At 59.9% G+C, this 26,724-nt stretch carries 22 protein-coding genes; 19 read left to right on the top strand and 3 right to left on the bottom strand.

Features of this window, described 5'->3' with window-relative positions; translation table 11 throughout:
- Positions 1 to 7: 7 nt before the first annotated feature.
- Both lysA and lptM read right to left on the bottom strand, forming a co-directional pair.
- The gene (lysA, locus tag AC1DS5_RS07825; protein ID WP_477717686.1) at positions 8 to 1,291 is read right to left on the bottom strand and encodes a diaminopimelate decarboxylase; all 1,284 of its coding nucleotides are present in this window, start codon (positions 1,289 to 1,291) and stop codon (positions 8 to 10) included.
- 182 nt (positions 1,292 to 1,473) lie between these two features.
- The gene (gene lptM, locus AC1DS5_RS07830; RefSeq protein ID WP_477717687.1) at positions 1,474 to 1,716 is read right to left on the bottom strand and encodes an LPS translocon maturation chaperone LptM; all 243 of its coding nucleotides are present in this window, start codon (positions 1,714 to 1,716) and stop codon (positions 1,474 to 1,476) included.
- Between the two features lie 12 nt (positions 1,717 to 1,728).
- Between lptM and cyaY the strand changes: the two genes are divergently transcribed.
- Positions 1,729 to 2,076 carry an iron donor protein CyaY gene (gene cyaY / locus AC1DS5_RS07835; protein ID WP_477717688.1) on the top strand — a complete coding sequence of 116 codons (348 nt, stop codon included), beginning with the start codon at positions 1,729 to 1,731 and terminating at the stop codon, positions 2,074 to 2,076.
- 96 nt (positions 2,077 to 2,172) lie between these two features.
- Here the strand turns inward: cyaY and AC1DS5_RS07840 are convergent, their stop codons facing one another.
- The gene (locus AC1DS5_RS07840) at positions 2,173 to 4,587 is read right to left on the bottom strand and encodes a penicillin-binding protein 1A (RefSeq protein ID WP_477717689.1); all 2,415 of its coding nucleotides are present in this window, start codon (positions 4,585 to 4,587) and stop codon (positions 2,173 to 2,175) included.
- 269 nt (positions 4,588 to 4,856) lie between these two features.
- On the opposite strand from AC1DS5_RS07840, the gene AC1DS5_RS07845 reads away from it, so the two are divergent.
- The 18 genes from AC1DS5_RS07845 to AC1DS5_RS07930 all read left to right on the top strand — a co-directional run bounded on the left by AC1DS5_RS07845 (position 4,857) and on the right by AC1DS5_RS07930 (position 26,651).
- Positions 4,857 to 5,936, top strand: a complete 1,080-nt coding sequence (locus AC1DS5_RS07845; protein WP_477717690.1) for a pilus assembly protein PilM — start codon at positions 4,857 to 4,859, stop codon at positions 5,934 to 5,936.
- Entirely contained in the window at positions 5,933 to 6,616 is a 684-nt protein-coding gene (locus AC1DS5_RS07850) for a PilN domain-containing protein (protein ID WP_477717691.1), read from the top strand. The genes AC1DS5_RS07845 and AC1DS5_RS07850 overlap by 4 nt, the downstream gene beginning before the upstream one ends.
- A 25-nt stretch (positions 6,617 to 6,641) precedes the next feature.
- Positions 6,642 to 7,316 carry a type IV pilus inner membrane component PilO gene (locus AC1DS5_RS07855; RefSeq protein ID WP_477717692.1) on the top strand — a complete coding sequence of 225 codons (675 nt, stop codon included), beginning with the start codon at positions 6,642 to 6,644 and terminating at the stop codon, positions 7,314 to 7,316.
- Complete coding sequence (locus AC1DS5_RS07860) at positions 7,313 to 7,864, top strand: pilus assembly protein PilP (protein ID WP_477717693.1); 552 nt, start codon at positions 7,313 to 7,315, stop codon at positions 7,862 to 7,864. The genes AC1DS5_RS07855 and AC1DS5_RS07860 overlap by 4 nt, the downstream gene beginning before the upstream one ends.
- 35 nt (positions 7,865 to 7,899) lie before the next feature.
- On the top strand, positions 7,900 to 10,020 hold the full coding sequence (locus AC1DS5_RS07865; protein ID WP_477717784.1) for a type IV pilus secretin PilQ: 2,121 nt from the start codon (positions 7,900 to 7,902) through the stop codon (positions 10,018 to 10,020).
- Positions 10,021 to 10,197: 177 nt separating this feature from the next.
- A complete protein-coding gene (locus tag AC1DS5_RS07870; protein ID WP_477717694.1) occupies positions 10,198 to 10,722 on the top strand; it encodes a shikimate kinase in 525 nt (174 codons plus the stop codon).
- Between the two features lie 91 nt (positions 10,723 to 10,813).
- Entirely contained in the window at positions 10,814 to 11,929 is a 1,116-nt protein-coding gene (gene aroB, locus AC1DS5_RS07875; protein ID WP_477717695.1) for a 3-dehydroquinate synthase, read from the top strand.
- A gap of 66 nt (positions 11,930 to 11,995) precedes the next feature.
- Entirely contained in the window at positions 11,996 to 13,195 is a 1,200-nt protein-coding gene (locus tag AC1DS5_RS07880; protein ID WP_477717696.1) for a deoxyguanosinetriphosphate triphosphohydrolase, read from the top strand.
- A 282-nt stretch (positions 13,196 to 13,477) separates the two neighbouring features.
- Complete coding sequence (locus AC1DS5_RS07885; protein ID WP_477717697.1) at positions 13,478 to 14,629, top strand: ABC transporter substrate-binding protein; 1,152 nt, start codon at positions 13,478 to 13,480, stop codon at positions 14,627 to 14,629.
- Positions 14,630 to 14,754: 125 nt separating this feature from the next.
- Positions 14,755 to 15,453, top strand: coding sequence for a transposase (locus tag AC1DS5_RS07890; RefSeq protein WP_477717698.1), 699 nt, complete (start codon positions 14,755 to 14,757; stop codon positions 15,451 to 15,453).
- Positions 15,454 to 15,682: 229 nt separating this feature from the next.
- Positions 15,683 to 20,422 (top strand): glutamate synthase-related protein, encoded by a 4,740-nt coding sequence (locus AC1DS5_RS07895; protein ID WP_477717699.1) that lies wholly within the window; start codon positions 15,683 to 15,685, stop codon positions 20,420 to 20,422.
- A gap of 56 nt (positions 20,423 to 20,478) precedes the next feature.
- On the top strand, positions 20,479 to 21,945 hold the full coding sequence (locus AC1DS5_RS07900; protein ID WP_477717700.1) for a glutamate synthase subunit beta: 1,467 nt from the start codon (positions 20,479 to 20,481) through the stop codon (positions 21,943 to 21,945).
- Positions 21,946 to 22,469: 524 nt separating this feature from the next.
- The gene (locus AC1DS5_RS07905) at positions 22,470 to 23,315 is read left to right on the top strand and encodes an ABC transporter ATP-binding protein (RefSeq protein WP_477717701.1); all 846 of its coding nucleotides are present in this window, start codon (positions 22,470 to 22,472) and stop codon (positions 23,313 to 23,315) included.
- Complete coding sequence (gene mlaE, locus AC1DS5_RS07910) at positions 23,312 to 24,106, top strand: lipid asymmetry maintenance ABC transporter permease subunit MlaE (RefSeq protein WP_477717702.1); 795 nt, start codon at positions 23,312 to 23,314, stop codon at positions 24,104 to 24,106. The genes AC1DS5_RS07905 and mlaE overlap by 4 nt, the downstream gene beginning before the upstream one ends.
- Before the next feature lie 141 nt (positions 24,107 to 24,247).
- Positions 24,248 to 24,754 carry an outer membrane lipid asymmetry maintenance protein MlaD gene (gene mlaD, locus AC1DS5_RS07915; protein WP_477717703.1) on the top strand — a complete coding sequence of 169 codons (507 nt, stop codon included), beginning with the start codon at positions 24,248 to 24,250 and terminating at the stop codon, positions 24,752 to 24,754.
- 32 nt (positions 24,755 to 24,786) lie between these two features.
- The gene (locus AC1DS5_RS07920; protein ID WP_477717704.1) at positions 24,787 to 25,548 is read left to right on the top strand and encodes an MlaA family lipoprotein; all 762 of its coding nucleotides are present in this window, start codon (positions 24,787 to 24,789) and stop codon (positions 25,546 to 25,548) included.
- A gap of 183 nt (positions 25,549 to 25,731) precedes the next feature.
- On the top strand, positions 25,732 to 26,367 hold the full coding sequence (locus AC1DS5_RS07925) for an MlaC/ttg2D family ABC transporter substrate-binding protein (RefSeq protein ID WP_477717705.1): 636 nt from the start codon (positions 25,732 to 25,734) through the stop codon (positions 26,365 to 26,367).
- A 14-nt stretch (positions 26,368 to 26,381) separates the two neighbouring features.
- Entirely contained in the window at positions 26,382 to 26,651 is a 270-nt protein-coding gene (locus AC1DS5_RS07930; protein ID WP_477717706.1) for an STAS domain-containing protein, read from the top strand.
- Positions 26,652 to 26,724 lie beyond the last annotated feature (73 nt).

Here is a 26,724-nt window from a genome sequence, read left to right on the forward strand (position 1 = left end):
GCTGGCTTTATTCGGCCACCAGCTGCTCATGGCGCATCTGGTCCTGCGCATCTTCGCGGCGGCGTATCAGGTGCGCCTGGTTGCCATCGACCAGCACCTCGGCGGCGCGGCCGCGCGTGTTGTAGTTGCTGGCCATGCTCATACAGTAAGCGCCCGCTGACAACACCGCCAGCATGTCGCCCGCGCTGACGGCTAGCGACCTGTCACGGCCGATCCAGTCGCCGCTCTCGCAGACCGGACCCACGACGTCGTATGTGCTGGCCGGGGAGTGGCTGCCGGATACCACCGGGACAATGGCATGAAAAGCCTGGTACATGGCCGGACGCGGCAAGTCGTTCATGGCCGCGTCGATGATGCAGAAGTTTTTCTGCTCACCGGGTTTCAGGTAGAGCACCTTGGTCAGGCAAATGCCGGCGTTGCCGACCAGCGAACGACCCGGCTCAATCATCAGCTTCTTGTTGCCATAGCCGCGGGCGTCCAGTTTGGCCAGCAGTTGCCGCCACAGCGCGTCGGCTTCGGGCGGGGTGTCACCGTTGTAATTGATGCCCAGACCGCCGCCGAAGTCGATGTGGTCCAGTGCGATGCCCGCGTTTTCAATGGAGGCGACGAGATCAAGCACCCGGTCCATGGCGTCGAGGTAGGGTGTGGTTTCCGTGATCTGGGAGCCGATGTGGCAGTCAATACCCACGACCTGCAAGCCGGGCAGGGAGGCCGCGTGCTGGTAAATGCGCAGGGCGTCTTCATGGGCAACGCCGAATTTATTGTCTTTGAGCCCCGTGGAAATATAGGGATGCGTCTTGGGGTCGACATTCGGATTCACGCGAATGCTCACCGGTGCACGCAAGTTCATCGTCGCGGCGACGCCGGACAGCACATCCAGCTCGGCTTCGCTCTCGACGTTGAAGCAGCCAATGCCGGCCTCCAGCGCTTGCCGCATTTCGGCGCGCGTTTTGCCGACACCGGAGAAAATGATTTTTCCGGCCTCGCCACCAGCCGCGAGCACGCGCTCCAGCTCGCCTCCCGAAACGATGTCAAAACCGCAGCCGGCCCGGGCAAACACTTGCAGCACGCCCAGCGACGAGTTGGCCTTCATGGCATAGCAGATCTGCACATCGCGCCCGGCAAAGCCGCGCTGGTAAGCGGCCAGGGCCGACAGCATTGCAGCCCTGGAATAAACAAATAGCGGCGTGCCGTGCCTGCTCGCCAATTCGCTGACCTTCAGGTTTTCGGCAAACAGGTCCTTGCCACGGTATGCAAAATGAGGGTGGCCTGGGAGCTTGTGGTCTGTCATGAATGAGCCGGTTGTCAAAACGTTGGGTCTAGGGCGGTTGATCTTACGGAGTGTCAGCATCGAAAGCCATGATGGAATCAAGGCCCCAAGCCGTCCCCGCCTTTGTTTTCAAGCTTCAGGAGCGTGGGCACCTGTATTCCTGCCAGGCGAGGGATGTGCACCGGCTGGCCAGACGGCGGAATTCATCGGGCGGCCGAAGCAGATGTGGCCGGTGCCACCGCCGTCGCTGCTGCGCCCGGATTAACGGGGGTTGTTGCCGTAGCATTGGGCGCCTTGGGCGGCGCGGGAAGGAAGAGCGGGCCTTTCTGGCCGCAACCGGCGAGTGCTGCCGCAGCGCCAACCACGATGGCTGCAAGGCCATGCCTGGAAGCAAAAGCCCGAAGGCAGCCTAAAATTTGAAACCACGAATGATGTGAAGAAACCATGATGGGATTGTAATGACGGACCTTGAATACCAGGACCTGGCTGAGAGCGCGCTCAGGGCCGTTGAGACGGCCTGCGACCGGATCAACGATGAAACCGATGCTGACATCGACAACCAGCGCACCGGCGGCATGATCACGCTGACATTTTCAAACCGGAGCCAGATCGTCATCAATCTGCAAAAACCATTGCAGGAAATCTGGATGGCTGCCAGGGCGGGTGGCTTTCACTATAAATTTCATGACGGCCAGTGGAGGGACACCAAGGACTCCAGCGAGTTTTTCACCGGTTTGTCGCGTTACGCCAGTGAGCAGGCGGGCCAGTCGCTGGTGTTCAGGGCGCCAGCCCAACTGACCGGGTGAACGGGCGGGGCCGCAGCACGCGCCGGCCCCGTCCGCACCGACCATGGCCTCGGTATCGGACCAGGAGACTGGATCGTTCCCCGCAGCTTGTGCCTGTCAGTTTTTGAACAGATCCAGAATCCGTTTCTTTTCGTCGGAGGGCGGCAATACCTGAATGGGGCCGCCTGGCGTGCCCGGGGCTGGCAGTTGGCCAGCGTTGACAGCTGCCGGATCCTGCGTTCCCACGCTGCTCACCCCCAAGCCCTTCGCATACTCGTTGTAGTACCACTCGCCACTGACGTTCACCACGCCTTCGGGCGGCGGGTATTCGGTGACCGGTACGCCTTTCAGGGCGTATTCCATGAAGTTGATCCAGATGGGCAAACTCAGGCCGCCGCCAGTTTCCCGATCGCCAAGCTTTTTGGGCGTGTCGTAACCCATCCAGACAGCTGCCGCCAGGGTAGGTTGAAAACCCACGAACCAGGTGTCGATCGAGTCGTTTGTGGTGCCGGTTTTGCCGAAAAGATCGGGACGCTTGAGGGTCGCCTGCGCCTTGGCCGCCGTGCCTGAGCGCGCCACTTCCTGCAGCAGGCTGTCCATGACGAAGGCATTGCGGGCATCGATGGCCCTGGCCGACTCGTCCAGGACTGGCGGCGTGGCTTCGAGCAGCACCTTGCCGCGCTGGTCGGTGATTTTGGTAACCAGGTAGGGGTTGACGCGGTAGCCGCCATTGGCAAACACCGAATAAGCCGTGGCCATTTGCATGGGCGTGACGGACCCGGCACCCAGTGCCATGGTCAGGTAAGCCGGATGCTTTTCCGCCTCAAACCCGAAGTGACTGATCCAGTCCTGCGCATAGGGGGCGCCTATGGATTGCAGAATGCGGATGGAAATCATGTTTTTTGATTTCTTCAGGCCGGTCCGCAAATTCATCGGGCCCTCAAAGGTACCGTCATAGTTTTTGGGCTCCCAGGGCTGGCCGCCCGTCACTCCGGCGTCAAAAAACAGTGGCGCGTCATTGACCACGGTAGCCGGCGTGAAGCCCTTCTCCAGGGCCGCCGAATAGATGAACGGCTTGAAGCTGGAGCCCGGTTGCCGCCAGGCTTGGGTCACGTGGTTGAACTTGTTCTTCTCAAAATCAAACCCGCCCACCAGCGCGCGGATGGAGCCGTCACGCGGGTCCAGCGCTACAAATGCCCCTTCAACTTCAGGTAGTTGGGTGATTTCCCAGGTGTTTTTAGGCGTTTTGGCCACCCGGATCAGGGCGCCACGGCGGATTTTGATACTGGGGCCGGCCTTGTCGGCCAGGCCAGATTGTGCCGGTCTGAGGCCTTCGCCGGTGATTTCAACCGTTTCGCTGTTCTGGCGCATCGCGAGAATCCGTTTCGGATTGGCTTCAAGCACCACAGCCGACATCACGTCGCCGTTATCGGGATTGTCGGTCAGTGCGTCGTCAATCGCATCTTCCGTCTCTTGCGGGTTGGCGGGAAGGTCGATGAATTTTTCAGGGCCCCGGTAAATTTGCCGGCGTTCGTAGTCCATGATGCCCTTGCGCAAGGCCTTGTAGGCTACCGTCTGGTCGTCCGCGCGCAAGGTGGTGTAAACATTGAGGCCGCGGGTATAGGTTTCGTCGCCGTACTGGTTGTAGACCAGTTGGCGAACAGTTTCAGCGACATATTCGGCATGCACACGGCCGGCATCGCGCCCGTTCCTGACCTGAAGCTCCTCCTCCTTGGCGGCCTTGGCCTGCTCTGCCGTGATGAAACCGTTCTCCTGCATGCGCTCAATGATGTAGAGCTGGCGGGCTTTTGCGCGCTTGGGGTTGATGATCGGGTTGTATGCCGAGGGCGCTTTGGGCAAACCGGCCAACATCGCGGCTTCGGCAATGGAGATGTTCTTGAGGGGTTTGCCAAAATAAGCCTCTGAAGCAGCGGCAAAGCCATAGGCCCGGTTACCCAAGAAAATCTGGTTCATATAGATCTCCAGGATTTGGTCCTTGGTCAGCAGGTGCTCCAGCTTGAAGGTCAGCAGGATTTCATAAATCTTGCGGGTATAGCTTTTCTCGGCGGACAGGTACACATTGCGGGCCACCTGCATGGTGATGGTGGAGGCGCCCTGGCTTTTTGCCCGGCCCACATTGGCAAAGCCGGCGCGGATCACGCCAAGGTAGTCCACACCACCATGCGAAAAGAAGCGGGCATCCTCGATCGCCAGTACGGCGTCCTTCATGACTTGCGGGATGTCTTTGATGGGCGTGAGGTTTCGGCGTTCTTCGCCAAACTCGCCAATCACCACGCCATCTGCGGAATACACGCGCAGCGGCAACTTGGGCCGGTAGTCCAATAAATCCGAGATGTCTGGCAGGTTGGGGTAGGCCACCGACAAGGCGACGGCTACAAACAGAACGATGCCGACCACCCCCGCCAGCGCCAGCCCGGCGCCCCACAAAACCAGCTTGGTCAGCCAGCGTTGCCAGGAGGGCTGCATCACTGCGTGGGCGTTTGAGTTCGAAGAGGAGGGCTTGGTGGGCATGTAGGCAATCGTAAAGTCGCGAAGCTCATTATAAAAATCCCTGAAACACGTACGTATCTGGTGCCTTCCAGCGCGCCATACTTTTACGTTTGCAGACAGCTCTTTGCCTCAGTTGCTGTCGGTGTGGTCCGTCAAAACCGTCTGCTTTTGACAACGTTCTGGGTGCCTGAAATGAGAAAAATCCTTACAGCACAAAGAGCTTACTGCTACTATTCAAGTGATTTCTTAAGTATGCAGGGCTACATATTAGCCGTCATTTGGGGACCGCCTTGATCTCTTTGGGATCGTTATTTAACAGTCAAGAGCCAGCTCTGCTGGGCCTCGATATCAGTTCGTCCAGCGTCAAGCTGGTGGAGTTGAGCCGTGACAAGGCCGGTAACCTGGTGCTTGACCGCTGCGCGATAGAGCCGCTGGAACGGGGCTGGATCACCGATGGCAATGTCGAGAAATTCGACGAGGTGGCCGAAGCGGTGCGCCGGCTGGTTAAAAAGAGCGGAACGCGAACCAAAAATGTGGCCATGGCGCTACCTGCCTCAGCGGTGATCACCAAGAAAATCGTCCTGCCAGGTGGCCTGAGCGATGCCGAACTTGAGCTTCAGGTCGAAACCGAAGCCAACCAGTACATACCCTTTTCGCTCGACGAGGTCAGTCTGGATTTCTGCGTGGTGGGGCCCAGCGCCACATCGAGCGGCGATGTCGAGGTGCTGATTGCCGCTTCCCGCAAGGAGAAGGTGCAGGACCGGCAGGGTCTGGCCGAAGCCGCCGGGCTGAAACCCATTGTGATCGATGTGGAGTCATACGCGTCCCGGCTGGCAACGGCACGGCTGATCGAGAGCCTGCCCAACAAGGGAGTGGATACGCTGGTTGCCCTGTTTGAAGTGGGCGCCTTGACCACCAGCATGCAGGTCATCAAGAACGATGATGTGTTGTATGAGCGCGATCAGGCCTTTGGTGGCGCGCAACTCACCCAGTTGATTGTTCGCCAATACGGTTTTTCGTCCGAAGAAGCGGAGAGCAAAAAACGCAGTGGCGACCTGCCAGAAGATTACGAATCGGGTGTCCTGAAACCTTTTGTCGAGAGCATGGCACAGGAAATCGGCCGGGCGCTCCAGTTCTTCTTCACCAGCACGCCCCATAACAAAGTCGATTACGTGATGCTGGCGGGCGGCTCATCCGCATTGCCTGGGCTCAATGATGCCGTCACGCAGCAGACTTCCTTTGCCTGCCTGCTGGCCAATCCCTTTGAAGGCATGGAGCTGGGCAGCGATGTCCGGGAAAAGAAAATGCGGCGTGAAGCGTCATCTTATTTGACGTCTTGCGGTCTGGCCTTGCGGAGGTTCGTGCAGTGATTCTGATCAATCTGCTCCCGCACCGGGAAGCGGCGCGCAAGCGCAGGCGCGAGGTATTTTTTTCGACCTTGGGTGTCGCCGCACTGGTTGGCGTGCTGATTTCCGGTGCTGTGTACACCTGGTATCTGGCTCAAATTGAAAGCCAGCAGGCGAAAAACAACTTCCTGAAAACCGAAATCACCCGCCTTGAGGGCCAAATCAAGGAGATCGCGACCTTGCAGGCGGAGATCGCCGCGCTGAGGGCTCGCCAGAGCGCAGTGGAAGATTTGCAGGGAAACCGCAACCTGCCGGTCTACCTGCTCAGCGAATTGGTCAAGCAATTGCCTGATGGCGTCTATATCAACAGCATGAAGCAGGACAACCAGACCGTCCTCATCACCGGTACTGCGCAGTCCAACGAGCGGGTTTCCGAACTGTTGCGCAATTTTTCCAACAACAGCCCCTGGTTGACGAGACCGGAACTCGTGGAAATCGTCGCCGGCTCGGTCGCGCTGAGCCAGCGTGACCAGCGGCGGGTAGCCAACTTCTCCATGCGCGTAGGGCTCAAGCGGGCCAGTGATCCGAAAGCTGCAAATTCTGCAGCCTCAAGTTCAGTGGCTGGGCGTGCGCTTCCTGCGGCGTCTTCTGCCGCAGCCAAGCCAGCTGCCGTCGCCTCGGCGTCGGCAGCGGCCAAGATATGAAGACCAGGGTTGAACGAAACTGATCATGGCAAAAAAACCAAAATCTTCTGTCGATTTAGGCAGTTTCCAACGCAGCCTGAAAGCCCAGTTCAGCGGGCTTGATCCGAATGATCCACCCTCGTGGCCGGCTTTACCGCGCTATCTCCTATGCCTTGCCGTGACTGTGTTGGTGGTGGTCGCCATCTGGTTTTTGGGGCTGAACGCCTCTGACGAAGAATTGACTGCAGAAAAAGCAAAAGAAGTTCAGCTCAGGGATGACTACAAGAAGAAACTTGTGCAGGCCGTCAATCTGGATGCCCTGAAGAAGCAGCGTGAGCAGGTTCAGCAATATGTGACGCAGCTTGAAAAGCAGCTGCCGAGCAAAGCCGAGATGGATGCCCTGCTGTCCGATATCAATCAGGCCGGTCTGGGCCGCAGCCTGCAGTTTGAGTTGTTTCGCCCGGGTCAGGTGAGCGTCAAGGAGTACTACGCGGAATTACCGATTGCGGTGCGCGTGACGGGGCGTTATCACGATCTTGGGGCGTTTGCGGCGGATATTGCCAATCTGTCCCGTATTGTCACCCTGAACAATCTGAGCATCCTGCCGGCCAAGGATGGCAATCTGACAATGGATACCACGGCCAAGACTTTTCGTTACCTCGACGGTGAAGAGGTGGCCTTGCAGCGCAAGAGCGCTCCTGCCAAGGGGGCCAAGAAATGAGAATCAGTCGCTCTGCATTGATCGCCAGCCTGACGCTGTTTTTATTCGGAATGGCCGGTTGCAGTTCGTCCGAACAGGAGGAGCTGAAACAGTGGATGGTGGATCAGCGAAACGCAACCAAGCCCAAGGTCGAGCCCTTACCTGAGCCAACCAAGTTCACGCCGCAAGCCTATAACCAGGACGGCTCGATAGAGCCTTTCAGCAACCAGAAACTGACACAGGCCTTGAAGCGCGAATCCAATCGGGGGACGGCCAACGCGGCCCTGGTAGCCCCTGAGCTGAGCCGGCGCAAGGAGCCTCTGGAAGCGTCTCCTCTGGACGCCGTGGTCATGGTCGGAAGCCTGATCAAAGTCGGCCAGCCCGTGGCACTGGTGCGGGTCGATAACCTGATTTACCAGGTTCGAGTGGGTAACTATCTGGGTCAGAACTATGGCCGTATTACCAAGGTGACTGAAACCAGTGTTGCCCTGCGGGAAATCGTGCAAGACGCTGCAGGTGAATGGATAGAGCGGCCAGCGACTTTACAGTTATTAGAGGGATCAAAATGAATAACAAGCAGACATCGGCATTAAAGGCAGAGGCGATGCGAGGCGGCCTGCAACGTTTGCTTGGATGCGTGTTGCGCGGCGCTTCTCTGAGTGTGGTGCTGTTTGCGGCATCGCTGACTACTACGACGGCGCAGGCGCAAAATACCATCCAGTCCCTCTCTGGCTCCGTCCAGGGCGGCGCGGAGGTGATCCGTATTGATCTGGCCGAACCGCTTGCAGCCGTACCTACCGGCTTCAGCATCCAGGCGCCTGCACGCATTGCGCTTGACTTTCCGGGCGTGAGCAATGCCATGGGACGCTCTGCGGTTGACCTCAACCTCGGAAATCTGCGCTCCGCGAACGTGGTGCAGGCGGGGGAGCGAACCCGGGTTGTGCTCAATCTGAAGGCTCCTACGGCGTACAAGGCCGAGATACAAGGCAAGTCCCTGCTGATTACCCTGGAGCCGGCTGCCTTGGCCGCGCCTTCTGCGGCGGCGACGCCGGTGTTTGCCGAGAGCCGCAACCGCGACGTCCTTCCGTTGAAGGATATCGATTTTCGCCGCGGCACTGACAGCGCGGGTCGGGTGGTCGTGGATCTTGCCAACAACCAGGTCGGTGTTGATATTCGCCAGCAGGGTCAGACCCTCGTGGTTGAGTTCCTGAAAACGGCTCTGCCTGAGGGCTTGCGCCGTCGTCTCGATGTGGCCGATTTCGGCACGCCGATTCAGACCGTCACCACTTTCCAGACCGGTGACAAGGTGCGAATGGTCGTGGAGCCCAAAGGCTCGTGGGAGCACAGCGCCTATCAGAGCGACAATCAGTTTGTGCTGGAAGTGCGCCCGCAGAAAGTTGACCCCAACAAGCTCAGCCAAGGCCCCGGATACACCGGTGAGAAGCTGTCCCTGAATTTCCAGAACATTGAAATCCGCTCGCTGCTGCAAGTTATTGCGGACTTCACCAACTTCAATATCGTCACCTCAGATACCGTGTCAGGTTCCGTGACCCTGCGCCTGAAAGACGTTCCTTGGGACCAGGCGCTGGACATTATTTTGCAGGCCAAGGGATTAGGCATGCGTAAAACGGGCAATGTCTTGCTGATCGCCCCCAAGGACGAGCTTGCCGCGAAGGACAAGCAGGACCACGAGTCAAGAAATGCGATCCAGAGCCTGGAAGCGCTCCGTACCCAGGACTTCAAACTTAACTATGCAAAGGCGGCTGATATCGCTGCGGGATTGTTGGGCAGCAGTGGTGCAGGTGCCACCAAGATATTGTCCACGCGGGGCAGCGTGATCTCGGAATCGCGTACCAACCAATTGTTTGTGACCGACATACCGGCCAAACTCGAACAGGTTCAGGCTTTGATTGCCAAACTTGATATTCCCGTGCGGCAGGTGCTGATCGAGGCGCGCATCGTTGAGGCCTCTGACAGCTTTGGGAAATCGTTGGGCGTCAGGCTTGGCGGTCGGCCATTTACCTTGAACGGAAATCGCAATGCCATGTTTGGCAGCACTTACATTGCGCCGAACATTCCAGCTGGTACCGCACCGGTCGCCGGGGGGAACTTTGGAACCAATGCGGGCGACTTTGTAAATTTACCTGGCGTTGGACAGAATGGTTATCCCGCATCCACCTTCGCCATCTCCCTGTTCAATTCTTCGGTGACAAGGTTGCTGAATCTCGAGATTTCGGCGGCGGAAGCTGACGGAAAAGGGAAAATCGTGTCCAGCCCCCGAATCGTGACGGCGGACCAGGTGAAGGCACTGATCGAGCAGGGCACCGAACTGCCCTATCAGCAGGCAACCTCCAGCGGCGCCACCTCGATCGCCTTCCGCAAAGCCAATCTGAAGCTGGAAGTTACCCCCCAGATCACACCCGAGGGCAACATCATCCTGAATGTTGATGTCAACAAGGACAGCGTTGGTCGGGCCACTTCCAATGGTTTTGCCATCGACACCAAGCACATCCAGACGCAGGTATTGGTTGAAAACGGTGGCACGGTGGTGATCGGCGGCATCTTTGAGCAGAACGACAGGGAAGATGAGACCAAGGTTCCCCTGCTGGGCGACTTGCCTGCTATTGGCAACTTGTTCAAAACCAAAACCCGTTCAGCCACCAAGTCTGAACTGCTGGTGTTCATTACGCCCAAAATGCTGACGAACGGGGCCGCATTGCGCTGAACGTAAAGTCTGTATCGGACACGCCGATAATAGAGAGGAAGTCGCTTGAGGGCGAAAGCTGACATTGCCTGGGAGGACGTCAGCTTCGCTTCTTTGTTGAGCGTCCCAATTTTTGAGGCGTTTCTTTCCGATGCCTTCAGCGCTGGCATACTGCCTATTCAAGTGAATGCAAACCTGTTGAAAATCGCCTGTGTAGGCCTGCCGGGATCCGGGAAGTCCACCGTGGGCAGGCAGCTTGCCCGCAGGCTGGGTCTGCCGTTTGTTGATTCAGACCAGGTCATAGAGCAGCGTATCGGTTGCTCCATTCGCGAGTTTTTTGAGCGCGAAGGCGAGGTTTCGTTCCGCGATCTTGAACAGCTGGTCATCGATGAGTTGACCCAGGGAGCGCCCTGTGTGCTCTCCACCGGCGGCGGCGCCGTGCTCCGTCCCGTGAACCGCGAGCACTTGCGGGTGCGGGCGCAGGTCGTGTATTTGCATTCGGCGCCGGAAGAGGTGTTTCGGCGCTTGCGGCATGACCAGAACCGGCCGCTGCTTCAGGTCGCCGATCCACTGGCGCGATTGCGCGACCTTTACATCGCGCGCGACCCGCTGTATCGGGAAACCGCCCGGTTCGTGATTGAAACCGGCCGTCCTTCGGTGTCGACCCTGGTCAACATGATTCTCATACAGCTGGAACTGGCGGGCGTGGTTCCTGCGCCTTAGTCTGATGTCACGCGCCGGCCGCGCTGTTGCGGTGGCGGCGCAAAGACCGGCGGCACCCGCTGGGCGGTGGAGTGCCTCTACACTTGCGGTTATGCAAGCAAACTCCTCCCCCGCTGCGGCGCAGGTTCGTATCCATCTGGCCGAACGCAGCTATCCGATTGCCATTGGCGTGAACCTGCTGGGCGACGCTTCGACCTACGAGCAGCTGCCCAAAGCGAGCACGGCGCTCATTGTTTCCAATACCACCGTGGCTCCCTTGTATGCGGCCCGGCTCACGCAGGCCCTCCGGGCGCGTTATGAGAAGGTCTTGCAGGTGACTTTGCCCGATGGCGAGGCCCACAAAGACTGGCCGACCCTGCAGCTGATTTTTGATGCGCTGCTGGAAAACGGTTGTGACCGAAAAACCGTGCTGTTCGCGCTGGGTGGGGGGGTGGTCGGCGACATGACCGGATTTGCCGCCGCAAGCTACATGCGCGGCGTGCCATTTGTGCAGGTTCCCACGACCTTGCTGGCGCAGGTGGATTCATCGGTGGGCGGCAAAACGGCCATCAACCACCCGCTGGGAAAAAACATGATCGGCGCGTTTTACCAGCCTCTCCTGGTCGTTTGCGACCTGGATGTACTCGTCACACTGCCTTCGCGTGAACTGAGCGCGGGCCTGGCCGAGATCATCAAATACGGGCCGATCGCCGACATGGCGTTTCTCGACTGGATTGAGGGGCACCTCGATGCCTTGCTGGGCAAAGACCCAGCCGCACTGGCGCATGCCATTCAGCGCAGCTGCGAGATCAAGGCCTGGGTGGTGGGGCAGGACGAGCGCGAGTCGGGCTTGCGGGCGATCTTGAATTTCGGCCACACTTTTGGCCACGCGATTGAGTCGGGGCTGGGCTATGGCGAGTGGCTGCACGGCGAGGGGGTGGGTTGCGGCATGGTGATGGCTGCGCATTTGTCGCAGCGCCTGGGCCTGGTCGATATGGCTTTTGTGGAGCGCCTGACAGGGCTCGTCCTGCGTGCTGGCCTGCCCGTCAAGGGACCTGTGCTGTCCGCCACTGACAATGCCGGCCGTTATCTCGAGCTGATGCGCGTCGATAAAAAATCCGAGGCCGGTGAAATCCGCTTCGTGGTGATTGATGGGCCTGGCAAGGCGGCGGTGCGTGGCGCACCCGATGCGCTCGTGCGCGAAGTCATCGATGCCTGTTGTGCGTGATGGGCGATGGGGCCGGTAAATGTGGCCGATTTCATGAAGGCTGGAAGCTGTCTGGATGAGTGAGTCATGAGTGCTGCGGCCTATGCTTGTGATCCGGCGCTGTCGCGCGGCCGCCGCTACCCCGAGCCTGCGGCGCCGACACGCTCTGAGTTCCAGCGCGACCGCGACCGGATTGTGCATTCCACGGCGTTTCGCCGCCTGGTCTATAAAACCCAGGTATTTCTGAACCACGAGGGTGATCTCTTTCGCACACGCCTGACCCATTCGCTGGAGGTCGCACAGCTGGGGCGGTCAATTGCCCGTACCCTGCAGCTCAACGAAGATCTGGTTGAGGCCATTGCCCTTGCGCACGACCTGGGTCACACGCCATTCGGACATGCCGGCCAGGATGCACTGAACCAATGCCTGAAAAACCACAATCCGCGGAGCGCGGGCTTCGAGCACAACCTGCAGAGCCTGCGGGTCGTGGACACGCTGGAGGAGCGTTATCCCAACTACAACGGCCTGAATCTGACGTTTGAGACACGCGAAGGAATTTTGAAGCACTGCTCAAAGCGCAATGCTCGCCATATCGAGGCGCGTGAACCCGGTGGCGTAGCCCGGCGTTTTGTCGCATCGGCATCAACGAGCCCTCGATGGCTGCAACCCAGTCTGGAGGCGCAACTGGCCAATCTTGCGGATGAAATTGCCTACAACGCCCACGATATTGATGATGGTGTCCGTTCGGGCTTGCTCAGCCTGGAACAGTTGGAGGATGTGGCGCTGTTCAGCCAGTACCGCCACGAAACGGGCCTGGCACATCCGGGCCTGCAGGGCCGGCGGCTGCTGTTTGAAACCATACGCCGCATGCTGAGTGCGCAGGTCTACAACGTCATCGATGCGACACGGATGGCTTTGCAGGCAGCCGCGCCGGCCGACGTCCAGGCCGTACGCCAGCATCCCCCGCTGGTGTGTTTTACCGAAGAGATGGCGGCACAGTCCGCGTCCCTCAAGCGATTTTTGCTACAAAATTTATACCGGCACCCGCAAGTGGTGCAAACCACGCAGGCGGCCAAGCAAGTGGTTCGCGATTTGTTCGAGGCCTATATGGCCGACCCCGCGCAGATGCCACAGGCACATATAGACCGTGCAGCCGGGATCGACATGCCCTATTCCGCTGGGGCAAAACCCGAGCGTGTGGTGGCTGACTACATCGCCGGCATGACGGACCGTTTCGCCGCCAGGGAGCATGAGCGCCTCAAGGGTCGCGCCGCCTTTTCGCTTTGACAGCGCGCGTCTGATGCCACCGGCCTGCCAGCGTGGCAGATCCATCGCCAGTTGTCAGCGCGGACGTAACAGCTGCAGAAATGAAGTAGACCCCCACGATTGGTAGAAACCCGCGCATGCAGAGGGAAATGCATAGCCTTATGACATGTCAGCATTTTCCGGGCTGGCTTTGGATGGATTCACGGATTACCCTGCATGGCCTGCCCAAAATTTGTGCTGGGCACCCGTAGCAGCGCAGGCATTAAAGCTGCTTGGTTGTCTTGTATCTGGAAAGGTGTTTTCATGATTCCCAATCGGCGGCAATTAATTCTGGGTGGTGTTTTCACAGGTGCCCTGGTGGCAAGTCCCGCGCTCCGGGCGCAAACTGTCAAGGCTGCGCGAAAGGTGGTCGTGGGGCAGTCCGTGCCGCTGACGGGCGCAGCCGACCAGATCGGGCTGGCTTACCTCAACGGCGCCAAACTTTACTTTGACGCCATCAATGCAAAAAATGGTGCGGGCGGCTATCGGATCGACGTCAAGGCGCTGGATGATGGCTACGATCCCGTCCGGGCGGCCGGCAATGCCCGGCAGTTGCTGGATCAGGGCGTCGATGCGCTGTTCGGCTTTGTCGGCACCGCGAGTTGCGATTCCGCCTTTGCTGTCGCCAAACCGACGGGTGCCCTGTTTTTTGCACCTTTTGCCGCCTCGGATGCGCTGCACGATCCGGCCCTCGCCCATGTGTTTCATGTTCGTCCGGCGCTGGCGGATGAGGCTTACAAGGTGACGCGCCACTGCGCCACCCTTAACCAGGACCGCATTGCCGTGTTTGCCGAAGACGATGCGATGGGACGCGCCGGGCTGGCCGCCATCAACCAGGCGCTGCTCGACCTCAAACGTCCACCCATCGTGGCCAGTGCCCTGTCGCCGGTCAACAGCGACAAGGTCGATGCGGCAGTGGCCCAGCTGCTCAAGGCAGAGCCCCAGGCCATCATTCAGGTCAGCCTCTTCAATTCATCGGCCGCCTTCATCCGCAAAATGCGGCGGGCCGGCTTTGGTGGCCAGTTCCTGAACTTTTCGGTGGTCGGCATAGACCCCTTGTTCAGTGCGTTGGGCAAAGAGATTGGCGGCATCGTCATTTCCCAGGTTGTACCCTCGCCGCGCAGCACCGCCACACCCATCATCAAGGAATACTTGGATGTGCTGAACCAGACCGACCAGACACCCAGCTACGAAAGCGTGGAGGGGTACATCGCCGCCCGTACATTTTCCGAAGGTGTGCGCCGCAGTGTCTCGGGCGGTGGCAAGCCGGACCGTGCTGGCCTGCAAAAAGCCTTCGAATCCATGACGGACTACGACGTGGGCGGCTTTCGCGTCAATCTTCGCGCCAAAAAATATGAATCCGTGCGGGCGATCGACCTGGTCACGATCACACCCGACGGAAAGGTCGTTCGATAAATTCCCGACCGGGCCATCGGCCGCTGGAGATCGAAATGAGGGGGGCCTGGTTATCGCGGTCAATATTGGGGTCGGATTCCAATTATCATGACGCATCACTCCAGGCACCTCCAGTCACCCCATCCATGGCCCGTCTTCCCCGCCTCACGCTTGCAGGCTGCCCCCATCACATCCTTCAGCGCGGCAATAACCAGCAGGACATTTTTTCATCGGTAGCCGATTACCAGATGCTGCTGGCCCTGCTGGAAGAAAACGCCCGCAAATTCGGGGTGGCATTGCACGCCTATGTATTGATGGGCAATCATTTTCATTTGCTTGCTACACCGGCAAGCGCCGAGGGCCTGCCCCAGATGATGCAGGCTGTCGGCCGGCGCTATGTGCGTTACTTCAATGACAGCCAGGCACGCTCCGGGACCTTGTGGGAAGGGCGTTACCGCTCGACCTTGATAGAAGCGGAGCGCTATCTGCTGCCCTGCATGGCCTATATCGACCTCAATCCGGTCCGAAACGGGCTGGCAGGGGATCCCAAAGACTACCCCTGGTCCAGCCATGGCCATTACGCCGGTTTGCGGGCCGACAGGCTCGTGACGCCCCATCCGCTGTTCTGGGCGCTGGGCAACACGCCGTTTGAGCGGGAAGTGGCTTACGCCGAATTGGTGCGTGCGGGAATCTCGCCGGCGCAGCAGGATGCACTGACCCGGTCAGTCCTCGGCGGCTGGGCGCTGGGGGGGGAGGGCTTTGTGGCTGAATTGCAAAAGCGGACCGCGCGTCGCGTCCAAAAAAACCGGGCCGGCCGTCCGGCTCGCAAATCAGCATCCTCTTGAGTGCCCCAGGTGGCGCCTGTCGGGTATTTCCGGGTGATTGATATGTGTCCCCAATTATTATTTGATTGTTTTTATATGGCATTAATTAGAGTCTGACCCTAATTAAAGTGCTTGGCATTGTTGTTGCAGTGCACTATGCTCTCAGTCCCTGCAAAAAATTATGAACATTGCGGAGAAGAGGGCGCGTGCCTGTTGTGCCGCTTTTCTCCCAAACCGATGAGGAATCGCCATGACCACGGCTGCTGAAATCAAACATTTTGAAGAACACGGTTTGTACTCCGGAGCCCATGAGCATGACGCTTGCGGGGTTGGGTTTGTCGCGCACATCAAGGGGCACAAATCCCACGCCATCGTTCAGCAGGGTCTGAAAATCCTTGAAAACCTCGATCACCGGGGCGCGGTGGGTGCCGACAAACTGATGGGCGATGGCGCCGGCATCCTGATCCAGCTGCCGGATGCGCTGTACCGTGAGGAAATGGCAAAGCAGGGTGTCGCGCTGCCGCCGCCGGGTGAGTACGGCGTGGGCATGGTGTTCTTGCCGAAAGAGCATGCCTCACGTCTGGCTTGCGAGCAGGCGCTGGAACGCGCCGTCAAGGCGGAAGGCCAGGTGCTGCTGGGCTGGCGCGATGTGCCGGTCAATCGCGACATGCCCATGTCGCCGACGGTGCGCGAAAAAGAGCCTATCCTGCGCCAGATCTTCATCGGCCGCGGCAACGACGTCATCGTGCAGGACGCCCTCGAGCGCAAGCTGTATGTGATCCGCAAAACGGCCAGCGCGGCCATCCAGAACCTGCGCCTGACGCACAGCAAGGAATATTACGTTCCCAGCATGTCCAGCCGCACGGTGGTTTACAAAGGCCTGCTGCTGGCCGATCAGGTGGGTACCTACTACCGTGACCTGACTGACACCCGCTGCGTCTCGGCGCTCGGCCTGGTGCACCAGCGGTTTTCGACCAACACGTTCCCCGAGTGGCCGCTGGCTCACCCGTACCGGTATGTGGCGCACAACGGTGAGATCAACACCGTCAAGGGCAACTACAACTGGATGAAGGCGCGCGAGGGCGTGATGTCCTCTCCCGTGCTGGGGGCCGATTTGCAAAAGCTCTACCCCATCAGCTTCGCGGGTCAGTCGGACACGGCGACCTTTGACAACTGCCTGGAGTTGCTGACCATGGCGGGCTACCCGATCAGCCAGGCCGTGATGATGATGATCCCCGAGCCGTGGGAGCAGCACACCACCATGGACGAGCGCCGCAAGGCCTTCTATGAATACCATGCCGCGATGCTGGAACCGTGGGATGGCCCGGCCTCCATCGTGTTCACCGATGGCCGCCAGATTGGCGCCACGCTGGACCGCAATGGCCTGCGTCCTTCACGCTATTGCGTCACTGACGACGATCTGGTCATCATGGCCTCGGAATCCGGCGTGTTGCCGATTCCCGAGCACAAGATCGTGCGCAAGTGGCGTCTGCAGCCCGGCAAGATGTTCCTGATCGACCTCGAGCAGGGCCGCATGGTGGACGATGAGGAAATCAAGGCGACGCTGGCACACAGCAAGCCCTACAAGCAGTGGATTGAAAACCTGCGCATCAAGCTCGACGATGTGGCGGGCAAGACGGCAGCCGCAGTGGCTGCAACAACGCCAGCGACCGATCTCAGCCTGCTCGATCGCCAGCAGGCTTTTGGCTACACCCAGGAAGACATCAAGTTCCTGATGTCGCCTATGGCCACCAACGGCGAAGAAGCCACCGGCTCCATGGGCAACGACAGCCCGCTGGCCGTGCTGTCCAACAAGAACAAGCCGCTCTACAACTACTTCAAGCAACTGTTCGCGCAGGTCACCAACCCGCCGATCGACCCGATCCGCGAAGCCATCGTGATGTCGCTGGTGTCCTTCATCGGCCCCAAGCCCAACCTGCTGGACATCAACCAGGTCAACCCGCCAATGCGGCTGGAAGTCAGCCAGCCCGTGCTCAACGTGGCCGACATGCAAAAGCTGCGCGACATCGAGGCGCACACCCAGGGAAAGTTCAAGAGCTATACGCTGGACATCACCTACCCGCTGGCCTGGGGCCACGAGGGCGTGGAGGCCAAGCTGGCGTCACTGTGCGCCGAAGCGGTGGATGCGATCAAGGACGGCAAGAACATCCTGATCGTGAGCGACCGCGCCGTGAGCGCCACGCAGGTGGCGATTCCGGCTTTGCTGGCGCTGTCCGCGATTCACCAGCACTTGGTGAAAGAGGGCCTGCGCACCACGGCCGGACTGGTGGTGGAAACCGGCTCGGCGCGCGAGGTGCATCACTTCGCGGTGCTGGCGGGCTATGGCGCCGAGGCCGTTCACCCCTACCTCGCCATGGAAACCCTGGCCGAGCTGTCAAGGGGCCTGCCCGGCGACCTGAGCACCGACAAGGCGGTCTACAACTACACCAAGGCGATTGGCAAGGGACTGTCCAAGATCATGTCCAAGATGGGCGTGTCGACCTACATGAGCTACTGCGGTGCCCAGCTGTTTGAGGCGATCGGCCTGAACCGCGACACCGTGGCCAAATTCTTCAGCGGCACCGCCAGCCAGGTGGAAGGCATGGGCGTGTTCGAGATCGCCGAAGAAGCCCTGCGCATGCACAAGGCGGCGTTCAGCGATGACCCGGTGCTCGCCAACATGCTGGACGCCGGCGGCGAGTACGCCTGGCGCGTGCGCGGCGAGGACCATATGTGGACGCCAGACGCGATCGCCAAGCTGCAGCATTCCACACGTTCCAACAACTGGAACACCTACAAGGAATATGCCCAGCTGATCAACGACCAGAACCGTCGCCACATGACCTTGCGCGGACTGTTCGAGTTCAGGATCGATCCGTCGAAAGCCATCCCGATCGACGAGGTCGAGCCGGCCAAGGAAATCGTCAAGCGTTTTGCGACCGGCGCGATGTCGCTCGGCTCGATCAGCACCGAAGCCCATGCCACGCTGGCCGTCGCGATGAACCGCATCGGCGGCAAGAGCAACACCGGCGAAGGCGGCGAGGATCCGAACCGCTATCGCCAGGAGCTCAAGGGCATTCCGATCAAAAAGGGTGAAACGCTCAAAAGCGTCATCGGCCCCAAGCAGGTCGAGGTGGATCTTCCGTTGCAGGACGGCGACTCCCTGCGTTCGCGCATCAAGCAGGTCGCCTCCGGCCGATTTGGTGTCACGGCTGAATACCTTGTGTCAGCCGACCAGATCCAGATCAAGATGGCGCAGGGCGCCAAGCCCGGCGAAGGCGGCCAATTGCCCGGCGGCAAGGTGAGTGACTACATCGGCCACCTGCGTTACTCCGTGCCCGGTGTCGGCCTGATTTCGCCACCGCCGCACCATGACATTTATTCCATCGAAGATCTGGCGCAACTGATCCACGATCTGAAGAACGTCAATCCGCGCGCCAGCATTAGCGTCAAGCTGGTCAGCGAAGTCGGTGTGGGCACGATTGCCGCGGGCGTGGCCAAGGCCAAGTCCGACCATGTGGTGATTGCCGGCCATGACGGCGGTACGGGCGCTTCGCCCTGGTCGTCCATCAAGCACGCCGGTTCTCCCTGGGAAATCGGCCTGGCCGAGACCCAGCAGACGCTGGTGCTCAACCGCCTGCGTGGCCGCATTCGCGTGCAGGCTGACGGGCAGATGAAAACCGGCCGTGACGTGGTCATTGGCGCTCTACTGGGCGCCGACGAATTCGGCTTTGCCACGGCGCCGCTGGTGGTCGAGGGCTGCATCATGATGCGCAAGTGCCACCTGAACACCTGCCCGGTGGGTGTGGCCACGCAAGACCCGGTGCTGCGCCAGAAATTCAGCGGCAAGCCTGAGCATGTGGTCAACTATTTCTTCTTTGTGGCTGAAGAGGCGCGTCAGTTGATGGCCCAGCTGGGCGTGCGCAAGTTCGATGACCTGATTGGCCGTGCCGACCTGCTCGATACGCAAAAAGGCATTGAGCACTGGAAGGCCCGCGGCCTGGACTTCGGCCGCCTGTTCTACCAGCCCAATGTGCCGGCCGATGTGCCGCGCCTGCATGTGATGGAGCAGGATCACGCGCTGAACAAGGCACTGGACGTCCGCCTGATCGAGAAGTCAAAAGCCGCTCTGGAGAAAGGCGAGAAAGTGCAGTTTATTGAGGTGGCGCGCAACGTCAACCGCACCGTCGGCGCCATGCTGTCGGGCGAGCTGACGCGCCGCCATCCTGAAGGCCTGCCTGATGACACCCTGCGTATCCAGCTTGAGGGTACCGGTGGCCAGTCGTTTGGCGCTTTCCTCGCCAAGGGCATCACCATGTACCTGATTGGCGATGCCAACGACTACACCGGCAAGGGTCTTTCCGGCGGCCGCATCGTGGTGCGACCCAGTATTGACTTCCGGGGTGAGTCGCATAAAAACACCATCGTCGGCAACACGGTGCTGTATGGCGCCACCACCGGCGAAGCGTTTTTCAGCGGTGTGGCCGGTGAGCGTTTTGCGGTGCGACTGTCGGGTGCCACGGCGGTGGTGGAAGGCACGGGCGACCATGGCTGCGAATACATGACCGGCGGCACGGTGGCGGTACTGGGCAAGACCGGCCGCAACTTCGCCGCCGGCATGAGCGGCGGCGTGGCCTATGTCTACGACGAAGACGGCTTGTTTGCAACGCGCTGCAATACCTCCATGGTGTCCATGGACCGGGTGGTGAGCACCGTCGAGCAGCACGCCCATGAATCGGACTGGCATGCCGGTGAGAGTGACGAGGAATTGCTCAAGCGCCTGCTGCAGGACCACAACCGCTGGACGGGCAGCAAACGCGCAAGGGAATTGCTCGACAACTGGAGCGAGGCGCGTCTGAAGTTTGTGAAAGTGTTCCCGAATGAGTACAAACGGGCGTTGATCGAGCGCAAGGAGCGCAGGCTCGAAGCTGCGACTGAAACCACCCGCTCGCAAGTGGCTACCAACCAGGAAGCCGTGGCGGCCAAGTAAGGCCTGGCCGCAGCAAACTTGTACTCATCACGATAACGGAACCGACAGGACTGATCATGGGAAAAATCACCGGCTTCATGGAATACCAGCGCATCGAGGAGGGCTACAAGCCTGTGCCCGAGCGCCTGAAAAACTACAAGGAATTTGTCATCGGGCTGAACGATGCGCAGGCCGGCAAGCAGGCGGCACGCTGCATGGACTGCGGCACGCCCTTTTGCAACAGCGGCTGTCCGGTCAACAACATCATTCCCGATTTCAATGACATGGTGTTTCGTGCCGACTGGAAAAACGCGATCGACACGCTGCACAGCACCAACAACTTTCCGGAGTTCACCGGTCGCATCTGCCCCGCGCCCTGCGAGGCAGCCTGCGTACTGAACGTGAACAACGATCCGGTCGGCATCAAGTCAATCGAGCATGCCATCATCGACCGTGCCTGGTCCGAAGGCTGGGTCAGGCCCGAGTTGCCCAAGCACAAGACCGGCAAAAAAGTGGCGGTAGTGGGCTCCGGCCCCGCCGGCATGGCCGCGGCACAGCAGTTGGCGCGCGCCGGCCATGATGTCACGCTGTTTGAGAAAAACGACCGTATTGGCGGCTTGCTGCGCTACGGCATTCCCGACTTCAAGATGGAGAAAATCCATATTGACCGCCGCGTCGAGCAGATGCAGGCCGAAGGTGTCACTTTCCGCGCCGGCGTGATGATCGGCAGCCTGCCCAAGGATTCCAAAGTCACGAATTGGGCCAAGGAAACGATATCGGCCGAGCAGTTGCAAAAGGACTTTGACGCCATCATCCTGACGGGTGGCGCCGAGCAGTCTCGCGATTTGCCTGTGCCCGGCCGGGATCTGGACGGCGTGCATTTCGCCATGGAGTTCCTGCCGCAGCAAAACAAGATCAATGCGGGTGACAAGGTCAAAGGCCAGATCAAGGCCGATGGCAAGCATGTCATCGTGATTGGCGGCGGAGACACCGGGTCCGATTGCGTCGGGACCAGCAACCGCCACGGTGCGGCCAGCGTGACCCAGTTTGAACTGATGCCCCAGCCCCCCGAAGAGGAAAACCGGCCGATGACCTGGCCGTACTGGCCGATCAAGCTGCGCACCAGTTCCAGCCACGAAGAAGGCTGCGAGCGCGAGTTCGCGATCTCCACGAAGGAGTTGATGGGCGAAAAAGGTAAGGTCACCGGCCTGAAAACCGTTCGCGTCGAATGGAAGGACGGCAAGATGGTCGAAGTGCCGGGGTCGGAGCAGACGCTGAAGGCCGACCTGGTGTTGCTGGCCATGGGTTTTATCTCACCGGTCGCTTCGGTCCTGGAGGCTTTTGGTGTCGAGAAGGACAACCGCGGCAACGCCAAAGCGAGCACTGACTTCACGGGCGGTTATGCCACCAATGTGCCCAAGGTGTTTGCGGCCGGCGACATCCGGCGCGGTCAAAGCCTGGTCGTGTGGGCGATTCGCGAGGGCCGCCAGGCCGCGCGCGCTGCCGACGAATTTCTGATGGGCTACAGCGACTTGCCTCGCTAAGCGCTGTGCCCGGCCTTCGCAAATCGCCCCAAGGGGCGGTTAAATAAACCCCAAGCTTGCGCTTGGAGTGCGCGAAGGCCGTCAGGCCGCGCGCTCCGTTGACGAGTTCCTCATGGGGTACAGTGACCTGCCACACTAAGCGCTGCGACGCCTTTCGCCCATCACCCATCACCCATCACCCATCACCCACGGCTCGTATTGAGCACAACGCAGGCTGGCGCTTGTGTTGCGCGAAGGCCACCATGTGATGTGCGGGTGATTGTCGAGCGACCTGATGCGCTGAGATGGGCGATGGTTGCAGAGTGGTTAATTGCTATAAAAAGAGGAGCGATTGAAGCCCGTAAACAGTGGGTTGATGGGCGATTCTCGTGTCATCGCTGCGGCTTGCTGTGGCGGGACGACGGCATTCGCTCATTTCTGAGGCAGGCGTGCGGCCTGGGCGCCGCGGATAAGACAGGGCAAACCCCGTATCATTAGGGCATTCCCTAGCAATGCCGACGCGCTCGTTGGCCCTTTCTTTTCCCATGGCCGACATTTCCGCTTCATCGCTGGTCGAATTCAAGGATGTGACCTTCTCCTATCCGGGCTCTGCCGGGGACCGCGTCATTCTCGACCGGGTCACCCTGTCGGTGCCGCGGGGCAAGGTCACGGCGCTGATGGGAGCGTCGGGCGGTGGCAAGACCACGGTCTTGCGCCTGATTGGCGGGCAGCAAAAAGCCAATCAGGGCGAAGTCCTGTTCGATGGCAAAAATATTGGCAAACTGGTGCAGTCCGAACTTTACGAGGCGAGGCGCCGCATGGGCATGCTGTTCCAGTTTGGTGCGCTGTTCACCGATCTGAGCGTGTTTGACAACGTGGCGTTTCCCTTGCGCGAGCACACCGCGCTGAGCGATGCACTGATTCGGGACATCGTTCTGATGAAGCTCAATGCGGTGGGGCTGCGCGGCGCGCGCGATCTGATGCCCAGCGAAATTTCAGGCGGCATGGCGCGACGTGTGGCGCTTGCGCGAGCCATCGTGCTGGACCCGGAACTCATCATGTACGACGAGCCCTTTGCCGGGCTGGATCCGATTTCGCTGGGAACGGCTGCGAAGCTGATCCGCCAGCTCAACGACACGCTGGGCATTACCAGCATCGTGGTTTCACACGACCTCGAAGAAACCTTTCACATCGCCGACAAAGTCATCATTCTGGCCAATGGCGGCATTGCCGCGCAGGGCACGCCCGACGAGGTACGGAACTCCACCGACCCGCTGGTCCATCAGTTTGTCAACGCGCAAAGCGAAGGCCCCGTGAAATTCCATTACCCCGGGCCGGATGTCGCCACTGATTTTGGCAATCAGGTTGCAGCGGGCAGGGGCCGTTCATGAGTCGCTACAGCCCTGTCCACCTGCTTTCCAGTTTGGGCTTTACCACGCGCAGCCAGCTTGCCGAGCTTGGCCACGCCGCGCACCTGATGTCACGCCTGCTGGCGCTGACGGGCCCGGCGCTGGCCCGTTTCGGCCTGGTGCGTGACCAGATATTCTTCCTCGGCAATTACTCACTGGCCATCATCACGGTGTCAGGCCTTTTTGTGGGTTTTGTGCTGGGCCTGCAGGGCTACTACACGCTGCAGCGTTATGGCTCCTCGGAGGCGCTGGGCCTGCTGGTGGCGCTTAGCCTGGTGCGTGAACTGGGGCCGGTGGTCACGGCCCTGCTGTTTGCCGGCCGTGCCGGCACCTCCCTGACCGCTGAAATTGGCCTCATGAAAGCCGGAGAGCAGCTGTCCGCGATGGAAATGATGGCGGTGGATCCGGTGCGCCGCATTCTGGCACCCCGGTTCTGGGGGGGTGTGATCGCCATGCCGCTGCTTGCTGCGGTGTTCAGTGCCGTCGGCATCATCGGCGGCTGGGTGGTCGGCGTGCTGATGATCGGTGTCGATGCGGGTTCGTTCTGGAGCCAGATGCAGGCCGGCGTCGATGTCTGGCGCGACGTCGGCAATGGCGTGATCAAAAGTCTTGTATTTGGTGTAACTGTTACTTTTGTGGCGCTGCACCAGGGGTTTGAGGCACAGGCCACGCCGGAAGGCGTGTCGCGCGCGACGACCCGTACCGTGGTGGTGGCTTCGCTGGCTGTGCTCGGACTGGACTTTTTGTTGACGGCCTGGATGTTCAGCCTTTAAAACGCGGCGCGCACCTTCTGAAGCCAGCCATGCGAAAATTTAATCCATTTGCGTGCGCCATGCGGCGATTCCGCAAAGACAGGAAGGCCGACAGGCCTGCAATTGCTGCAGGGGCCGGCCTGAGTCATTGAAAGAAAAAAGATGCAACGCTCAAAAAACGACGTGTGGGTTGGCTTGTTTGTCCTGATAGGTGGCGCAGCCATGCTGTTTCTGGCGCTCAAATCTGCCAACTTGCTGACCTTGAGTTTTGACACCTCGTACCGCGTCACGGCCAAGTTTGACAATATCGGCGGCCTGAAACCACGGGCTGCGGTCAAAAGTGCTGGCGTTGTTGTCGGGAGGGTTGAAAATATCACTTTTGACGACAAGTCCTACCAGGCCAGCGTTCGCCTGGCCATGGAAAGCCGCTATGCCTTTCCGAAGGACAGTTCGCTGAAAATACTGACCAGCGGTTTGCTGGGTGAGCAGTACATCGGCGTGGAGGCCGGTGGGGATGAGAAAAACCTCGCCGCGGGGGATGTGATCAAACAGACCCAGTCGGCCGTGGTGCTTGAAAGTCTGATCAGCCAGTTTTTATACAGTAAAGCGGCGGACAGCAGTTCTGGATCAGGGGCTGCGCCGTCATCAGGGACTCCAGAAAAAAAATGATGATACGAACGACGTCAACGACACGAATCACGATGAAATGGCCCCTGTGGTGGGCTGTAGCTGCCATGACGCTGGCGCTGCAGGGTTGCGCAACCGGACCGAATGCCAACCCGGCCGATCCGCTGGAGCCGTTCAACCGGGCGATGTTCAATTTCAACGACGGTGTCGACCGCGCCCTCGTCAAGCCGGTAGCGACTGCCTACCGGGACGTTACACCCGCACCCATCCGCACCGCCGTCAACAGTTTTTTTGGCAATATCTCGGATGTATGGTCGCTGTTCAACAACGTGCTGCAGGCCAAGCCTGAAGAGGCCACTGACAGCCTTTTTCGCGTCACGGTCAATACCTTGTGGGGCTTGGGCGGCATTTTCGACGTTGCCAGCGACCTGGGGATTCCCAAACACAGCGAGGATTTTGGTCAGACCCTGGGTTATTGGGGCGTAGCCTCCGGTCCCTATGTGGTGCTGCCTCTGCTGGGGCCCTCCACCGTGCGTGATTCCGTGGGCTCGCTTGTTGATGTTCAGGGGGATCTGGTGAGCCGGACGAGCGATGTCTCGGTTCGCAACTCCCTGATCGCCTTGCGTGCTGTGGACCTGCGGGCCAACCTGCTGGGCGCGGGCACCCTGCTGGACGAGGCTGCGCTTGATAAATACAGTTTTTCCCGCGACATCTATCTACAGCGCCGTCGCAACCTGATTCGCGGTGCGGCAGCCGAGAAAGAAGAGCGCTACGACCTGCCGGAGGCTCCCGCGGATCAGGCATCCACCGCATCCGCTCCGGCGCCTGCGAATTAAAGAGCCAAAGAAAAGAGCCAAAGAGCCCATGTAAACAAGATTTACAAGACTGCTGTACAACTTCATCTTTAGCCCCGAACAAACACGGAAAATAGCTACTGAATCACTGTTTGGCAGAAGTGGCTATGCATGAGTTGCCGTGCAGGTCGCTGTCAGGCACTGTTTCTCTACCGAAGGAAAACCATGAACCGTAGAACCCTTGGCCAACTCTTGACCGCCACCCTCAGCCTGGCGCTGCTTGCGCCTGCCTCTTTCGTTCACGCTGCCGACGAGGCCCCTGATGCGCTGATCAAGCGCGTCTCGACGGATGTGCTGGACAGCATCAAGGCTGACAAGTCGGTGCAGGCCGGCGATATGAGCAAGGTGATCTCGCTGGTTGACAGCAAGATCATGCCCAATGTGAACTTCACGCGCATGACAGCCTCCGCTGTCGGCCGCAACTGGCGCCAGGCCACCCCGGAGCAGAAAAGCCGTCTGCAGGAAGAGTTCAAGACCTTGCTGATCCGCACATACTCCGGCGCATTGTCACAAGTCAGGGATCAGTCGCTCAGCGTCAAGCCCTTGCGGGCAGAGGCGGCTGATACCGAGGTGATTGTGCGCACGGAAGTGCTTGGACGCGGCGACCCGATTCAACTGGACTACCGGATGGAGAAAACCGCTGCGGGCTGGAAAATCTATGACCTCAATGTGCTGGGCGTGTGGCTGGTGGAAACCTACCGCACCCAGTTCGCCCAGGAAATCAGCGCCAAGGGTGTGGATGGCCTGATCGCGTCGCTGGCGCAGCGCAACAAGTCCAACGCGAGCGAAAAGAAATCCTGAACGCATCGTCTGCCATGTTGACCCTGCCTTCTGTCCTGACGCATGCCGTGGCGGCCGAATTCACGGGCGGGCTGAAGCAGGCCGTTCTGTCCCAGACGGCGGAAGTGGTGGCCGACGCCAGCGCGTTGCAGGAGTTTGACTCTTCGGCGCTGGCGGTTTTGCTGGCGTGCCGGCGCGAGGCCCTGGCCGTGGGCAAGGCGTTCGCGGTGCGCGGTGCGCCGGCGCGCCTGGGACAGCTGGCCCGGCTCTATGGGGTAGCTGACCTGATTCCTGCCGCAGCCTGAGGCCGGATTTTCCAGCTTTCTGCTGGCGTCTCATGCGCTGCGCGGGGCCTTCCAGCGGTCGGGCGTGAGAAAA

It is taken from the genome of Polaromonas sp. P4_H1 (genome assembly GCF_056400945.1).

Coding starts and splice junctions, on each gene's coding strand:
- lptM (WP_477717687.1), bottom strand. CDS start 1,716: ATGGTTTCTTCACATCATTCGTGGTTTCAAATTTTAGGCTGCCTTCGG.
- AC1DS5_RS07840 (WP_477717689.1), bottom strand. CDS start 4,587: ATGCCCACCAAGCCCTCCTCTTCGAACTCAAACGCCCACGCAGTGATG.
- cyaY (WP_477717688.1), top strand. CDS start 1,729: ATGACGGACCTTGAATACCAGGACCTGGCTGAGAGCGCGCTCAGGGCC.
- lysA (WP_477717686.1), bottom strand. CDS start 1,291: ATGACAGACCACAAGCTCCCAGGCCACCCTCATTTTGCATACCGTGGC.
- AC1DS5_RS07925 (WP_477717705.1), top strand. CDS start 25,732: ATGAACCGTAGAACCCTTGGCCAACTCTTGACCGCCACCCTCAGCCTG.
- AC1DS5_RS07930 (WP_477717706.1), top strand. CDS start 26,382: ATGTTGACCCTGCCTTCTGTCCTGACGCATGCCGTGGCGGCCGAATTC.
- AC1DS5_RS07895 (WP_477717699.1), top strand. CDS start 15,683: ATGACCACGGCTGCTGAAATCAAACATTTTGAAGAACACGGTTTGTAC.
- AC1DS5_RS07905 (WP_477717701.1), top strand. CDS start 22,470: ATGGCCGACATTTCCGCTTCATCGCTGGTCGAATTCAAGGATGTGACC.
- AC1DS5_RS07890 (WP_477717698.1), top strand. CDS start 14,755: ATGGCCCGTCTTCCCCGCCTCACGCTTGCAGGCTGCCCCCATCACATC.
- AC1DS5_RS07860 (WP_477717693.1), top strand. CDS start 7,313: ATGAGAATCAGTCGCTCTGCATTGATCGCCAGCCTGACGCTGTTTTTA.
- mlaD (WP_477717703.1), top strand. CDS start 24,248: ATGCAACGCTCAAAAAACGACGTGTGGGTTGGCTTGTTTGTCCTGATA.
- AC1DS5_RS07865 (WP_477717784.1), top strand. CDS start 7,900: ATGCGAGGCGGCCTGCAACGTTTGCTTGGATGCGTGTTGCGCGGCGCT.
- AC1DS5_RS07900 (WP_477717700.1), top strand. CDS start 20,479: ATGGGAAAAATCACCGGCTTCATGGAATACCAGCGCATCGAGGAGGGC.
- AC1DS5_RS07920 (WP_477717704.1), top strand. CDS start 24,787: ATGAAATGGCCCCTGTGGTGGGCTGTAGCTGCCATGACGCTGGCGCTG.
- aroB (WP_477717695.1), top strand. CDS start 10,814: ATGCAAGCAAACTCCTCCCCCGCTGCGGCGCAGGTTCGTATCCATCTG.
- mlaE (WP_477717702.1), top strand. CDS start 23,312: ATGAGTCGCTACAGCCCTGTCCACCTGCTTTCCAGTTTGGGCTTTACC.
- AC1DS5_RS07885 (WP_477717697.1), top strand. CDS start 13,478: ATGATTCCCAATCGGCGGCAATTAATTCTGGGTGGTGTTTTCACAGGT.
- AC1DS5_RS07880 (WP_477717696.1), top strand. CDS start 11,996: ATGAGTGCTGCGGCCTATGCTTGTGATCCGGCGCTGTCGCGCGGCCGC.
- AC1DS5_RS07855 (WP_477717692.1), top strand. CDS start 6,642: ATGGCAAAAAAACCAAAATCTTCTGTCGATTTAGGCAGTTTCCAACGC.